General features: G+C 68.0%; 12 protein-coding genes and 3 pseudogenes. 5 read left to right on the forward strand and 10 right to left on the reverse strand.

Annotation, left to right across the window (positions count from 1 at the left end):
- From NRB20_RS26280 to NRB20_RS26295, 4 genes are read right to left on the reverse strand one after another with little or no spacing between them, the layout of a single operon-like run.
- Entirely contained in the window at positions 1-1,371 is a 1,371-nt protein-coding gene (locus NRB20_RS26280; protein WP_319945416.1) for a GH1 family beta-glucosidase, read from the reverse strand.
- A gap of 15 nt (positions 1,372-1,386) precedes the next feature.
- Complete coding sequence (locus NRB20_RS26285; protein WP_153413563.1) at positions 1,387-2,220, reverse strand: carbohydrate ABC transporter permease; 834 nt, start codon at positions 2,218-2,220, stop codon at positions 1,387-1,389.
- Positions 2,217-3,149, reverse strand: coding sequence for a carbohydrate ABC transporter permease (locus NRB20_RS26290; protein ID WP_153413565.1), 933 nt, complete (start codon positions 3,147-3,149; stop codon positions 2,217-2,219). Before NRB20_RS26290 ends, NRB20_RS26285 begins: the two co-directional genes overlap by 4 nt.
- A gap of 9 nt (positions 3,150-3,158) precedes the next feature.
- The gene (locus NRB20_RS26295; RefSeq protein WP_319945417.1) at positions 3,159-4,412 is read right to left on the reverse strand and encodes an ABC transporter substrate-binding protein; all 1,254 of its coding nucleotides are present in this window, start codon (positions 4,410-4,412) and stop codon (positions 3,159-3,161) included.
- A gap of 218 nt (positions 4,413-4,630) precedes the next feature.
- On the opposite strand from NRB20_RS26295, the gene NRB20_RS26300 reads away from it, so the two are divergent.
- The 3 genes and pseudogenes from NRB20_RS26300 to NRB20_RS38450 form a co-directional block, all read left to right on the forward strand.
- Complete coding sequence (locus NRB20_RS26300) at positions 4,631-5,659, forward strand: LacI family DNA-binding transcriptional regulator (protein ID WP_319945418.1); 1,029 nt, start codon at positions 4,631-4,633, stop codon at positions 5,657-5,659.
- Between the two features lie 55 nt (positions 5,660-5,714).
- A complete protein-coding gene (locus NRB20_RS26305; protein ID WP_153413569.1) occupies positions 5,715-5,921 on the forward strand; it encodes a hypothetical protein in 207 nt (68 codons plus the stop codon).
- Between the two features lie 91 nt (positions 5,922-6,012).
- A pseudogene (locus tag NRB20_RS38450) lies at positions 6,013-6,434 on the forward strand (MFS transporter); the annotation flags it as partial.
- On the opposite strand, the pseudogene NRB20_RS38455 reads toward NRB20_RS38450, so the two are convergent.
- The 3 genes and pseudogenes from NRB20_RS38455 to NRB20_RS26320 all read right to left on the reverse strand — a co-directional run.
- Positions 6,423-6,683: pseudogene (locus NRB20_RS38455) on the reverse strand (SDR family NAD(P)-dependent oxidoreductase); the annotation flags it as partial. The pseudogenes NRB20_RS38450 and NRB20_RS38455 sit on opposite strands and share 12 nt — an antisense overlap.
- Before the next feature lie 46 nt (positions 6,684-6,729).
- A pseudogene (locus NRB20_RS26315) lies at positions 6,730-6,840 on the reverse strand (PaaI family thioesterase); the annotation flags it as partial.
- A 389-nt stretch (positions 6,841-7,229) separates the two neighbouring features.
- Positions 7,230-7,913, reverse strand: coding sequence for a TetR/AcrR family transcriptional regulator (locus NRB20_RS26320; RefSeq protein ID WP_319945419.1), 684 nt, complete (start codon positions 7,911-7,913; stop codon positions 7,230-7,232).
- A 91-nt stretch (positions 7,914-8,004) separates the two neighbouring features.
- On the opposite strand from NRB20_RS26320, the gene NRB20_RS26325 reads away from it, so the two are divergent.
- On the forward strand, positions 8,005-8,631 hold the full coding sequence (locus NRB20_RS26325) for a nitroreductase family protein (protein WP_153413573.1): 627 nt from the start codon (positions 8,005-8,007) through the stop codon (positions 8,629-8,631).
- A gap of 208 nt (positions 8,632-8,839) precedes the next feature.
- Positions 8,840-9,616: a class I SAM-dependent methyltransferase gene (locus tag NRB20_RS26330; protein ID WP_153413574.1), complete on the forward strand. Its 777-nt coding sequence runs from the start codon at positions 8,840-8,842 to the stop codon at positions 9,614-9,616.
- Here the strand turns inward: NRB20_RS26330 and NRB20_RS26335 are convergent.
- Genes NRB20_RS26335 through NRB20_RS26345 form a run of 3 tightly spaced genes read right to left on the reverse strand, consistent with a single transcriptional unit; the run spans position 9,512 to position 13,097 of the window.
- Positions 9,512-10,438: an ABC transporter permease gene (locus tag NRB20_RS26335; protein WP_153413576.1), complete on the reverse strand. Its 927-nt coding sequence runs from the start codon at positions 10,436-10,438 to the stop codon at positions 9,512-9,514. The two genes, NRB20_RS26330 and NRB20_RS26335, sit on opposite strands and share 105 nt — an antisense overlap.
- Positions 10,435-11,583 (reverse strand): ABC transporter permease, encoded by a 1,149-nt coding sequence (locus NRB20_RS26340; RefSeq protein ID WP_153413578.1) that lies wholly within the window; start codon positions 11,581-11,583, stop codon positions 10,435-10,437. Before NRB20_RS26340 ends, NRB20_RS26335 begins: the two co-directional genes overlap by 4 nt.
- The gene (locus tag NRB20_RS26345) at positions 11,580-13,097 is read right to left on the reverse strand and encodes an ABC transporter ATP-binding protein (RefSeq protein ID WP_153413580.1); all 1,518 of its coding nucleotides are present in this window, start codon (positions 13,095-13,097) and stop codon (positions 11,580-11,582) included. The genes NRB20_RS26340 and NRB20_RS26345 overlap by 4 nt, the downstream gene beginning before the upstream one ends.
- Positions 13,098-13,102 lie beyond the last annotated feature (5 nt).

The raw sequence follows: 13,102 nt of genomic DNA on the forward strand, positions 1-13,102 counted from the left end.
TCACGGTACGGCGTGCTCGGCGATCACTCGCGAATACCACCGGGCGCTGGCTTTCGGTGTGCGAACCTGGGTTTCGTAGTCGACGTGGACGATGCCGAACCGCTTGGCGTATCCCTCGGCCCATTCGAAGTTGTCCAGCAGTGACCAGTAGAAGAACCCGCGCAGGTCCACTCCCGCCGCCAGCGCCGTGTGCGCGGCGCGAAGATGGCTGTGCAGGAAGGTGATCCGGGCATCGTCGGCGATCGAGCCGTCGGCGGTGATCCGATCGTCGTAGGCCGCACCGCACTCGGTGATGTAGAGCGGCACCCCGGGATAGTCGCGATGCAGCCGCGACAGCAGCTCGCTCAGCCCGTCGGGCGCGACGTCCCAGCCGCATGCGGTGCGCGGCAGGCCGCGGTCGGGGAACCGGACGTGCTCGGCGCTCACCCACGGCGTGTGTGCCGGATTCGTCCCGTCGGGTTTCGCGGTGACGAAATAGTCGCGGTAGTAATTGAATCCCAGGTAGTCGAGCGGGGCGCCGATGAGTTTCGCGTCATCGGCGCCGATCAGCTCGGGCAGGGCGAACGGCGCGAGATCGGCCAGCATGTCCTCCGGATACGCCCCGCGCAGCAGCGGATCGAGGAAGATCCGGTTCTGTAGCCCGTCGATGCGGCGCGCGGCGTCCAGGTCCGCCGGATCGGCGGGATCGGCCACCCGCACCGGGTACAGATTCAGCGCCAACCCGGCCTGCGCGTGCGGCGCCAACTCACGAATCACCCGCAGCCCCAAGCCATGAGCCAGTAACAGATGGTGGGTGGCCGCCACCGCGGCCGCCGGTTCGGTGCGCCCGGGGGCGTGCGTGCCCTGGGCGTAGCCCATGAACGCCGAGCACCACGGTTCGTTGAGGGTGCCCCAGTGCCGCACCCGGTCGCCGAGTGCGCCGATCACCGCCTCGGTGTAGTCGGCGAAGCGCTGCGCGGTGTCCCGATTCGCCCAGCCCCCGCGATCCTCCAGTGCCTGGGGCAGATCCCAGTGATACAGGGTGATCCACGGATCGATTCCGGCCGTCAGCAACGCGTCGACGAGCCGGTCGTAGAACCCCAGCCCGGCCGGGTTGACCACCCCGCCGTCGGGCCGCACCCGCGGCCATGCGATCGAGAACCGGTAGGCGTGCAGGCCGAGTTCGGTCATGAGCCCGACGTCGTCGTGCATCCGCCGGTAGTGGTCGGCTCCGGGTTCACCGGTGTCGCCGCCGGCGATGGCGCCGGGCCTGCGGCAGAACGCATCCCAGATCGAGTCGGTCCGCCCGTCGGACGTCGTGGATCCCTCGATCTGGAAGGCGGCGGTCGCCGCCCCCCACACGAAATCGGGAGGGAAGAGAAGCTGGGTCACGGTCGTCCTTTCGCGTCAGCCTTTGACGGCGCCCTGCATGACGCCGGCCACGATCTGGCGGCCGAGCGCGGCGAGGACGATCACAATCGGGATGGTGGCGAGGGTGGTCCCGGCCAGGACCAGCGAGTAGTCCACGTAGTAGCCGCTCTGTAGTTCCTCGATGGCGACCTGCGCGGTCGGGTTGTCGGCGTCGAGCACGACCAGCGGCCAGAAGAAGTCGTTCCAGGCCGTCATGAACGTGAACATGGCCAGGAACGCCGCGGCCGGGCGGACCGCGGGCAGGCAGACGTGCCAGTAGATGCGGATCATCGAGCAGCCGTCCACGCGGGCGGCCTCCACCAGCTCGTCGGGAATCGCGTCGAGGGTGTACTGGCGCATCCAGAACACCCCCAGCGCGGACACCAGGCTCGGCGCGATGACCGCGGTGAGATGCCCGGTCCACCCCAACTTCGACATCGCGATGTACAGCGGGATGACACCCAGTTGCGTGGGCAGCGCCAGGGTCGCGACGACGAACAGGAACAGCGGCTGCCGCCCCCGGAACCGGAGTTTCGCGAACGCGAATCCGGCCAGGGTCGCGAACAGCACCGTGGAGGCCGCCACCGTGCCGGACACGATCACGCTGTTGCCCAACGACTTCCAGAACGCCACCGCGTGCACGGCCCGGCTCGCGTTGGCGAGAAAGTTGCCGCCGGGCAGCAGCGGCGGGATCTTGTCGCCCAGCATCCCGTTGTCCCGGCTGGCGACCAGGAACGACCAGTAGAACGGGAACGCCGAACCGAGCACGAACGCCAGCAGGAGCCCGTAGACCCAGAGGCCGCGCAACTGGGTCCAGCCCGATCGCCTCATTTCTCACCGCCCGCGGCCAGCCGCCTGGTCAGCAGGAAGTTGACTACCGCGAACAGCAGGATCACGATCATCAGCGCGCAGCCGATGGCGGCGGCGTAGCCGAGCTGCTGGGTCTCGAACGCCGACTGGTACAGGTACAGGGAAATGGTCTGGAACTGGTGTTTCGAGCCGCCGTTGTTGGACCCCGGCTGGGCGTCGAACAGTTTCGGTTCGGTGAAGATCTGCAGGCCCCCGATGGTCGAGGTGACGATGATGAAGATCAGCGTCGGCCGCAGCAGCGGCAGCGTGATGCTGACGAACCGCCGCACCGCGCCGGCGCCGTCCACGATCGCCGCTTCGTACAGCTCCCGCGGAATCGCCTTCATCGCCGCCAGCACGATCAGGGCGTTGTATCCGGTCCAGCGCCAGTTCACCATCGTCGCGATGGCGATGTGGCTGGCGAATCTATTTGCCTGCCAATCGATTCGGTGCACACCGACGATCTCCAGCAGCGCGTTGATCAGGCCGTAGGTCGGCCCGAACAGGTTGGTGAAGATGACCCCGACCGCGACCAGGCTGGCCGCGTAGGGAAGCAGCACGGCCGTCCGCCAGACCGTCGGGAAGCGGGTGACCCGGTCCAGCAGCGCCCCCAGCAGTACCGCGACCACGATCTGCGGCCCGCTGGACAGCACGAAGATGCTCACGGTGTTGAGCAGCGCTGTCCAGAACTCGTCGTCGCCGAGCAGCGCGCTGTAGTTGCCCAGTCCGGCGAACCGCGGGTGGTCGGCGCCCAGCTCCCAATGGAACAGCGACACATAGACGGTGTAGAGCAGCGGGAACACCCCCACCACCCCGAAGATCACGAAGAACGGCGCGATGTAGAGGTAGGGCGACAGCTTCCGATCCAGCTTCGCGAATCGGGCGGCGCCGGACCGTTGTGCGAGGAACATGCCGGACCGCTACTTGCCGACGAGCTTCTCGGCGCCCTCGACGACCTGTTTCCAGCCGTCGGCCGGCGAGGTGCCCTGTTCGACCGCCGTGAGCGCGGGTTTGACGACGCTCTCCTGGATCTGGCCGTCCTTGGGTCCCTTGTACTGCGCGTGTCCGACCTTCATGGCCTGCGCGGCGAACAGCGCGCCGGAATGCACGCCACCGAAGTAGTCGTCGGTGGCCGACAACAGCGCCGGATCCCGCAGTGCCTGCACCTGGCTCGGGAACGGGCCCTTCGCCCCGAACGCCTTGATCTGCTGCTCGGGCGCGGTCAGCCAGGCCGCCAGTGCCGCGGCCTCCTCGGGATGCTTGCTCTGCTTGGGCACGGTCAGGAACGAGCCGCCCCAGTTGCCGCCGCCGCCCGGGAAGGCTTCGGTGACAGCCCATTTCCCGCTGTTGCCGGGTCCCGCGTTCTCCTTGATGACGCCGAGCATCCAGCCCGGGCAGACCGTGGTGGCGAAGGCGCTCTGCTTGAATCCGGTTTGCCACTCGGGGCTGAACGAGGTCAGCTTGGCGGACTCACCGTCGACGATGGCGGCGGTCACCTTGTCCCAGGCCGACTTCAGCGGCGGGTTGCTGGAGATGGTGAGTGCGTCGTCGGTGCCGAAGTAGCCGGTGTCGAGCTGGTTCACCATGGAGTTGAAAACCTGTGAGCCCGAATCGAACCAGGGCGTGTGGGTGGCGGCGACGTACTGCCGCCCCGCCGCGAAGTAGCTGTCCCAGGTGGCGAACAGCGGTTTCACCGCGTCGGGGTCGGTCGGCAGCCCGGCCGCGGCGAACATGTCCTTGCGGTAGCACATGGCCAGCGGGCCGATGTCGGTGCCGTAGCCGATCCATTTGCCGTCCTTGGACTTTCCCTCCTGGTACTTCCACGGCAGCCAGCGGGCCGGGGTGACGTCCTTGGGGCCGATCGTGGCGAGGTCGTTGAACTTGCCGGACTTGTCGGCGATGTCGGAGAGGTGCCCCTCCTCGATCGCGACCACGTCCGAAAGTCCGGATCCGGCAGCGAGTTTGGTGAGCAGGTCCTGGTGGTACGGTCCGCCCTGGCCGGTCTTGCGCAGCGTGACGGTGATGCCGGGATGGGCCCGCTGGTACTCCTGCACCAGGTTCTCGTAACCGAATTCGCCGAACGTGGCGACGGTCAGTGTGATGCCGCTGCCACCGCCGGCGCAGCCGCTGATGCCGCTGGTCCCGACCGCGAGCACGGCGCATGTGATGAGCACTTTGCGGAGTATGTGTCGCACGTTCGAACTCCTCATTGATCAAACTTGGGACCGCCCTGGGAGCGCTCTCAGAGATGAATGAGAGTGTGACTCCGCTCTCAACCCCTGTCAATAGCCTATTAATGGGCTCGAAGTGGCGACGAATTAGCTATGGAAACGCTCTCAGAGATGTGTAACCTCGAGGGCGTTGACGGTCCGGTCCGTGGGAGGTGAAACGAGTGTCCGCTCGGCCCGGGCCCAACCGGCCCACCCTCGAGGATGTCGCCGCCTACGCCGGGGTCTCGCGGTCCACGGCATCGCGGGCCCTCAACGACGACGCCTACGTCAGCGCCCCCGCGCGCGACGCGGTGCGCACCGCCGCGGCCCGGCTGGGCTACACCACCAATCTGGCGGCCCGGTCGCTGGTCACCCGCCGCACCGGGGCGATCGCGCTGGTGTTGTCGGAGCCGGAGGCGAAGGTGCTCGACGACCCGTACTTCGGTGCGGTGATCCGCGCCGCCTACGCCGAATTGTCCACGCACGGTGGACAATTGCTGGTGATGTTCGTCGACAACCACGCCGATGTGCCGCGCGTGGTCAGCTTCCTCGACGGTGGCCACGTCGACGGCGCGTTGGTCTTCGCCCCGCACCGCGGCGATCTGCTGCCCGGCGCGCTGGGCACGCTGCGGATCCCGGTGGTGTTCGGTGGCCGCACGCACAGCGGCCGACGAGCCCAGCACGTGGTCGACTTCGACAACGCCGCCGGCGCCCGGCTCGCGGTCGATCACCTCGTGGACCAGGGTCGCCGCCGGATCGCGACGGTATCCGGCCCGGCCGAACATCCCGCCGCCGCCGACCGGCTCGCCGGCTGGCGCGCCGCGATGCGCGATCGCGGGGTGCGGGGGCGGAATCTGGTCGAGTCCGGGGACTTCACCATCGCCGGGGGCGAGGAGGCGATGCGCCGGCTGCTCGATCGCGCCCCCGAACTCGACGCGGTGTTCGCCGCCAGCGACCCCATGGCCGCCGGTGCGCTGCGGGCGCTGGCCGCAGCCGGCTGCCGGGTCCCCACCGACGTGGCCGTCATCGGTTTCGACGATCACCCGACCCTCGCCCCGGCAACGACACCGCCCCTGACATCGGTCCATCAGGACCCCCGGGAACAGATCCGCGCGATGGTGGAGATCCTGCTCCGGCTGACCACCGGCCAGCAGGTCCCCGGCGAGCGGGTCGTGCTGCCGGTGTCGCTCACCATCCGCGCCTCCACCTGACCGGCCCGAAACCCGGACAACTTCGCCGCTGTCCGCGTGGGATCGGCGGCGGACCATGTCGCGCTCGGTCTCCCAGCGCCGCTACAACGTCGCCTTCGACGCCCTGGCGCGGCCGCGCGACTGCCTCGAACGTCAACGCGTCGAAACCGACCTCGCCCACCGGTTCCGCCATGGCGACTCGTCGCCGACCACCACTGAACCGCGTCGCCGCGTTCCCGCACACCGGGACTTCGATTGCCCCGGCACGGCATTGATCGTGTGATGCACGTCATGCCCGACGACAAGCACCCCGCCCCGTGTGGGCGAAGTCGCGGCACCAGATTCGGATGGGTGCGCGTGAAAGGACGCCGGCCATGGATCCATCGCCACAGGACACGCCGACCGTAGGCCCCGGGCCCCCACCCGAGGCGTCGTGGACGCCTCGGGTGATCCTCTCGCTGTTCGGGATCGTGCTGGTCGTCGAACTGCTCTCGCTCAGCTATCAGATGATCTCGGTGTCGCTGCCGCTGATCGCCGGGCACTTCCACACCACCCAGGGCGCCTGGCTGTTGACCTCGTTCCTGCTCGTCGGGGCGGTCACCGCACCGCTGCTCGGCAAGCCGACATCCACGGCAAACGCAAACTTCTGCTCACCGCGATCGCGCTGACGGCCGCGGGATCGCTCCTGTCGGCGGTGGCGCCCAGCTACGGCCTGCTGATCGCCGGACGTGCCCTCCAAGGCTTCCTGGTGCCCTGTATGTTCTTGTCCTACTCGCTGATTCGCGATGTCCAGCCGCCCGTACTCGGCCACCGCGGTATCCACCATCGCCTCGATCTGCGACTGCCGCGTCACGTCCGTATGCACGAATCTCGCACGCACACCCCAGGTTTCACGCAACCACCGCGCGGTGTCCGCGCCCGCGGTCTCGTCGATCTCCGCGACCAGCACGTCCGCGCCCGCGCGAGCCAGTGCGCCCGCGATCCCGCGACCGACGCCCATCCCCGCGCCGGTGACGATCGCCGCCCGCCCGTCCAACTTGCCCATGGGGCACCTCCGTATTCGGTCCCGCGAGCGCCGATGCCTTGCGGCGCTAGCGCGGGCGCGGAACGGTCTTGTCGATGAACAACGCCTCCACCGAGACGCACAGCTCGCCGTCGGCCGTGCGGATCTCGCCGACCGTGCCGACCTTGCGACCGTCCTGCCACGTCATCCGGGTGATCGACACCGGACTGGTCCGCCAGTACTCCCTGTGCGGGCCACCCGGCAATGGGCGATACCGGCTGGCCGTGCTGAACGAACCGGCTTCCCGCGGCGGGTCCCGGGCGATGCACGCTGCGAGTGGGCGCGCGGCTCCGGATCTCCTTCCCGCGCAACCACTTTCCGCTCGTGCCGGCACGGCGTCAGCTACTGTTCGCCGGCCAGGCGATCTTCTCGTGCGCCCGGACCCGGCGTCCTGCACCCGCAGAGCCTGCACTACTTCGCTGACGAGATTCCCGAAGACCTGGGGAGCATCGAGGAGTCGGACATCAGGACCTGGCGGCTGTGCTTCGCGGATCCGCAGCCCTACGCGCGCGAACAGTTCGACCAGACCTACCGCTGGCCGGTCGAATGAGGCCCGCTCGCGGATTCGCCCGCGGTCGCTTGCAGTCCGGCGAGGAACATATCGATGGTGTGGTCGAAGTCGGGCCGGCAGTCGACATCGATGAGGGCGGGCAAAGTGCGGTGCAGGTTCGGCAGTTGCTCGGCGGTGACGGTGCGGCAAAACCAGTCGGTGATCGGTTCATCCGGTGCGCCGGTGGCATCGGCGATATCGCCGGTTCGCGCCAGAACGCTGCCGAACAGCATCGCCAGCAGTGACCGGTAGTGCCGGACCGCGGCGCGTTCGTCCAGACCCGCGTCCAGCAGAGCACCCAGCAGGGCATCGATGAACCGAAGCGCGCCCGGCGAGCGCGGGTTGGCCTGCCCTGCCGCCAACGCACCGACAACAGCCGGATACGCGGAGAAACAGATGTTGGCGTGGTGACACAACGCCCGAACACGCTGCGGCCAAGGGAGTTCCGGATCGGGTAGCTCGATCTGCTCGAACACCCGCGCCGCCATGCCGTCGAGGAGATCACGCTTGTTGCGAACGTGGTTGTACAACGACATCGCCTCGACCCCGACCATCGCGGCGAGCCGCCGCATCGACAACTTGGCCCACCCTTGCGTATCGACCAGGTTCAACGCTGCGTCGAGCACCCGCTCACGGGTAAGCGTTTCTCGCCGTGCCGTCACCAGCGCTCTCCTCGGATCCATCTGCCTGTACTTACATTGTAAGTACTGACGACATACACTTACTAAGTAAGTTTTTGCGAAGGAGCGTGCGATGGACAACGACACCCTGCTGACTACCACTCGTTCGGTACGCCGGAAGCTGGACCTCGGCCGCCGGGTAGAACCGGAACTGCTCGCCGAATGCCTGCGTATCGCGCAGCAGGCACCCATGGCAGGCTCTCTCCTCGAGAGCTTCCGGTGGCTTGTCGTCGACGACCAAGAGACGAAAACCCAACTAGCACAATTCATTCGCTCGGGTGGCGAGAAATCCCAGGCCGCGTACGGCCACCTCGTGCCACCTCGTACGCTGGCATCGGGCCAGCACCTGCTGGCAGTACTGGAACGCATCCCCGCCTACGTGATGGCGTGCCTCCCCGGGCGGCCCAGTGGTGACAACGCGAGTTCGACCGCTTTCTACGGCTCGGCGTATCCGGCGGTGTGGAGCCTGCAGTTGGCGTTGCGTACTCGCGGGCTGGGCAGCACCATCGTCGGATACCACCTCGCTGAATTCGAAGCCGAGACCGCCCACATTCTGGGCATCCCACCAGAGATCACCCAGGTGGCCACGCTCGCCATCGGCTACACGACCACCTCCACCTTCCGCCCGGCCACCCGCCCACCGTTGGAACAGATCACCTACCACAATCGATGGGGAACGACCTCCAGCCTGTTCGGATAAGGGCACGAAACCGACCTCGCAACATTCTGCAACCAGCAAACACCGGACTTTCAGTGCCACAACCGATCTCGCGGCGCAGACGGCCGGGCCGGCAGCACGAGGAGATGTTCGGTAATGCTCCCAGGGACAGCCACGGTTCCCCATCGAACTCCGCTCTGCCGCTGGTCACGGGACTCGAGACGGCCAGCACTGAATTAGGGTGTTCCGGATGCCCGACCCACTGCATTTCGATACCCATGCTGAGGTTTACGACCGGGCCAGGCCCCCGTATCCGGCCGTGCTCTGGGCCGAGTTGCAGGATCTCGGGGTGCTACGGCCAGGAATCCGGGCCGTTGATCTCGGTGCCGGTAGCGGACTGGCCACCGGGCCACTGCTCGAGGCGGGCGCGTCGGTCGACGCGGTCGAACCGGGCCCGGCCCTGGCGGATCGTTTGCGGCGGCGGTACCCGGCCGCGGTCGTGCACGTCGATACCGCGGAGCAGGTTCGGCTACCGACAAGCTTCTACGATCTCGCGGACGCGGCCACCGCCGTGCACTGGTTCGATCTGAACGTGGTCGTACCCAGACTGCATCGCGTGTTGCGACCCGGCGGCCATTTCGCCGTGTGGCGCAACGCCTTCAGCGACCCGAGTGTCCCGGTCACGCCCTTCTGCGAGCGAGTCGCCCAGATCGTGGCCCGCCGGACTGCCGTGGAACCACGTCGCGCGCACGGCGAACTCGAGACCGACGCATGGGCGGCGAGCCTGACCACCAGCGGGCATTTCGCAACCACGCATATTCGCCACTTCTCGTGGTCGATCAGCATGCGGACCGACCAGATCCGCGACCTGTTCACCACATTCAGCAACTGGAACCCCACCGAAGTGGACAATGATTCGCGCTCACGCTCGATCGATCACTGCCGGTGTCGATCTCTGGCGCCGGGTGCGCGCACCGGCGCGGATCAGTACCACGATCATCGCCAGATAGGGTGCGGCATCGGATAATTGCATCGGCAGGCCGATAGTTTGCAGGCGGAACCCGACGGCCTGGGCGTAGGCGTAGACGACGAGTGTCAACAGCAGCACGCGCAGGCGGCCGCCCGCGATCAGCAGTACCAGCACCACCACCCAGCCGCGACCGGCCGACATGTTCTCGGTGAACAGGGCTACCGCGCCGAGCGACAGTTCGGCCCCGGCGAGGCCACCGAAGAGCCCGGCGACGAGCAGGGCCGCGAACCGATAGCGGTCGGGACGGATGCCGAGCGATTCCGCGGCGGCCGCATCGGCGCCGACGCCGCGCAACCGCATACCGGGCACGGTGTGCCGCAGAAAGCCGTGTACAGCCGGAACCGCAAGGACCGCAAGACATCCCAGCGGGCTCAGGGCGGCGATGGCGGGACCGATCCAAGACACCGACACCCCGGCGAACCAGTGCGGCAGCCGGGCCAGATCCGGGCGTTGATAGGTGCCGCGCACGTGGAATATCGCTTGCAGCAGGAAGGTCGTCAGCCCGGACAGCACGATATTCAGTGCGGTGCCCAGCACCAGCGGATCGCCGCGACGCCCGATCGACCCCAGTGCGAGCGCGAAGGTGACAAGAACACCCGCCACGGCCGCCGCGAACACCCCGATCAGCGCATTGCCGGACCACGCACTGCCCGCGACGGCGGCGAAACAGCCGGTGAGCAGCACACCTTCCAGCGCGACGTTGAACACCCCGGCTCGCTGACAGATCAGCCCACCCAGTCCGAGCAGCACCAGTGGCACCAGGCCGCGCACCACCGCGGCCAATACCGCAGAGGAGACCAATATCCCCGGCAGATTCACGAGCGCACCTCTTCGACCCGTGTCCGTATCCGCCCCGGCCGCGACCGCCACGTCGTGAGCCGCATCGAAACCAGGAATACGACCAGCGCCTGAACCACGGTGGACACGTACGACGACAGGCCGTAATCGCGTTCCACCTCTTGTCCGCCCACGCCGATCGCGGTGAACAGGAACCCGACCACCACCACCGCGACCGAGCTGTTCCGGGCCAGCATCACCACCAGCAGGGCCGTGATCGGATATCCGGTGCCATCCAGCGCGCCGTCGATCAGCCGATAGTGCGAGCCGAGCACCACGAGCGCACCCATCACCCCGGCGATCGCGCCACCGAGCGCCAGCGCCAGCACGATCGCGCGACCGGTGCGGATGCCGACCGCCGCGGCCATCCGCGGATTGAGTCCGACCAGCCCGGTCTCGAATCCCAGTGCCGAACGTCGCTCGAGCAGCAGGACCGCGCCCAGGATCAGCACCACCACGAGCAGCGACCAGTTCAGCTCGGACCCCAGCAGGGTGAGCAGATTCCGTTGTCCGAAAACCGATTCCAGGAATTGCCGGGCACCCGAGTGCGGCGGGGCGAGAGCGGGGATCCGCCGATCGACCGAGATCGGCCGGGACGCCTCCAGATCGGAGGACGGATCCTTCAGCCGCGTGGTGATCAGGTACGAGGTGAGCGAGAGCACCGGATAGTTGAGCAGCAGCGAGGTCGCGAACACCGGCGCGGACGGTCCGGTGAACAACACCGCGGGCACCGATGCCAGCAGTGCGCCCGCCACCGTCGCCGCGAGCAGTGCCGTCACGACGGCCAGCCACCCGGGCCCGGGACAGTACAACGCCACCACCGCACCGGCCGCCCCACCGAGTACGAACTGCCCGCTGGCACCGAGGTTGAACTGTCCGGCCCGGAACGCGAACGACAACCCCAGACCCAGTCCGACCACCACGACGGTCTGCTGCACCGTGGTCACCAACCCCGGGCCGACCAGTGCACCCTGAAACATGCTGCGATACACCGAGATCGGATCATGGCCGGTGCACGCGAACAGCCCGGCGGTCACCGCCAGGGTCAACGCGACCGCGATCACGCGATCCGCGACGGTGGCCCCCGCACCTCGGAGCCGACGCAGCACGCCGGCCGCCGCGGTCATATCGACTCCGCCGCGACCGCCGTACCAGCCATCAGCGCACCGATTCGCTCGGGATCGGCTTGCGTGGCGGCGAATTCACCGACGATGTTTCCGTCGGCCAGCACGACGATGCGATCGGCGAGAGCGAGCAATTCACTCAGCTCGCTCGAGATCAGCAGCACCGCACCGCCTTCGGACCGGTACTCGTCCAGCTGCCGGTACACGAATTCGACCGCGCCCAGATCGATTCCGCGCGTGGGCTGTTCGGCCAGCAGGAAGGGCGAGCGATGCGCCAACTCGCGCGCCACCACGAGTTTCTGCACATTGCCTCCGGACAGGCCACGCACCGCCGCGTCCGGATCCGCGACCCGAATGCCGAAGCGCGCGACCAGTTCTCGCGCATGCGCGCGCATGGCCCGCGGGCTGATCAGGCCGCGGTCGCCGATCGGTGCGCGGCGATGGAATCCGGCGGCCAGATTGGTGATCACACTCGCCTCGAGTGCCACGCCCGTACTGTTGCGGTCCTCGGGGATGTGGGCCAGTCCGGCCGCACGTCGACGGGCGTTGTCCCAGGTGGTCACGTCGCGAGCGCCGAGGGTGACCGTGCCGGAATCCGGGACGCGCGTTCCGGCGACGATCGCGGCCAGGGTTTCCTGGCCGTTGCCCGCCACGCCGGCGACCCCGACGATCTCCCCCGCGCGGACCGTCAGCGAAACCCCGTCCAGCGCGGCGCGTCCGGCGCCGGCGGTGACCGCGCGGTCGACGATCAGCGCCCGATCACCAGGCGGCCGTGTGGCACGGCGGGGCGACAGATCGACCTCACGCCCGGTCAGATGCCGGGCCAGTTCCGTCGGCGTGGTCGCGGCGACCTCGGCGCCGAACACCCGCCGCCCGTCTCGCAGTACGACGACTTCATCTGCGGCAGCGGCGATTTCGTCGAGTTTGTGAGTGATCAGCAGCACCGCGTGTCCCTGGTCGGCCAGCGCGCGCAGTACCTGGAACAGTGCGCGCGTCTCGGGAGGCGTCAGTACACCGGTGGGCTCGTCCAGGATCAGCAGTTCGGCTCGGCGGTAGAGCGCCTTGAGGATCTCCACGCGTTGCAGCACACCGACCGGCAGTGTGCCCGCGGCCTGGTCGAGCGGCACGTCCAGGCCGTACTCCGCCGCCAGCGCCGCGACCCGGCGCGCGGCGCCCCTGCGGTCCAGCACACCCCAGCGCCCCGGCTCCGCCCCGTACACCACGTTCTCCAGCACCGACATGTCGGCGAACAGTTGAAAGTGCTGGAATACCATGCCCAGTCCGTGCGCGATGGCATCGCCCGGGGAACGGAACCGCACTTCGCGGCCGTCGATCAGGATGCGTCCCGAGTCCGGCCGGTGTAGCCCGTACAGGATCGAGACCAGCGTCGACTTGCCCGCGCCGTTCTCGCCGATCAGTCCGAGTATCCGACCGCCGCGCACGGTCAGCGAGATCGCGTCGTCGGCCAGGACCGAACCGAACCGTTTGGTGATCGCGTCCAGGGTCAGGGTGTGCATCACGA

This window comes from Nocardia macrotermitis (genome assembly GCF_009604405.1).
Taxonomy (GTDB): domain Bacteria; phylum Actinomycetota; class Actinomycetes; order Mycobacteriales; family Mycobacteriaceae; genus Nocardia; species Nocardia macrotermitis.

Coding starts and splice junctions, on each gene's coding strand:
- NRB20_RS26285 (WP_153413563.1), bottom strand. CDS start 2,220: ATGAGGCGATCGGGCTGGACCCAGTTGCGCGGCCTCTGGGTCTACGGG.
- NRB20_RS26290 (WP_153413565.1), bottom strand. CDS start 3,149: ATGTTCCTCGCACAACGGTCCGGCGCCGCCCGATTCGCGAAGCTGGAT.
- NRB20_RS26305 (WP_153413569.1), top strand. CDS start 5,715: ATGTCGCGCTCGGTCTCCCAGCGCCGCTACAACGTCGCCTTCGACGCC.
- NRB20_RS26325 (WP_153413573.1), top strand. CDS start 8,005: ATGGACAACGACACCCTGCTGACTACCACTCGTTCGGTACGCCGGAAG.
- NRB20_RS26330 (WP_153413574.1), top strand. CDS start 8,840: ATGCCCGACCCACTGCATTTCGATACCCATGCTGAGGTTTACGACCGG.
- NRB20_RS26340 (WP_153413578.1), bottom strand. CDS start 11,583: ATGACCGCGGCGGCCGGCGTGCTGCGTCGGCTCCGAGGTGCGGGGGCC.
- NRB20_RS26345 (WP_153413580.1), bottom strand. CDS start 13,097: ATGCACACCCTGACCCTGGACGCGATCACCAAACGGTTCGGTTCGGTC.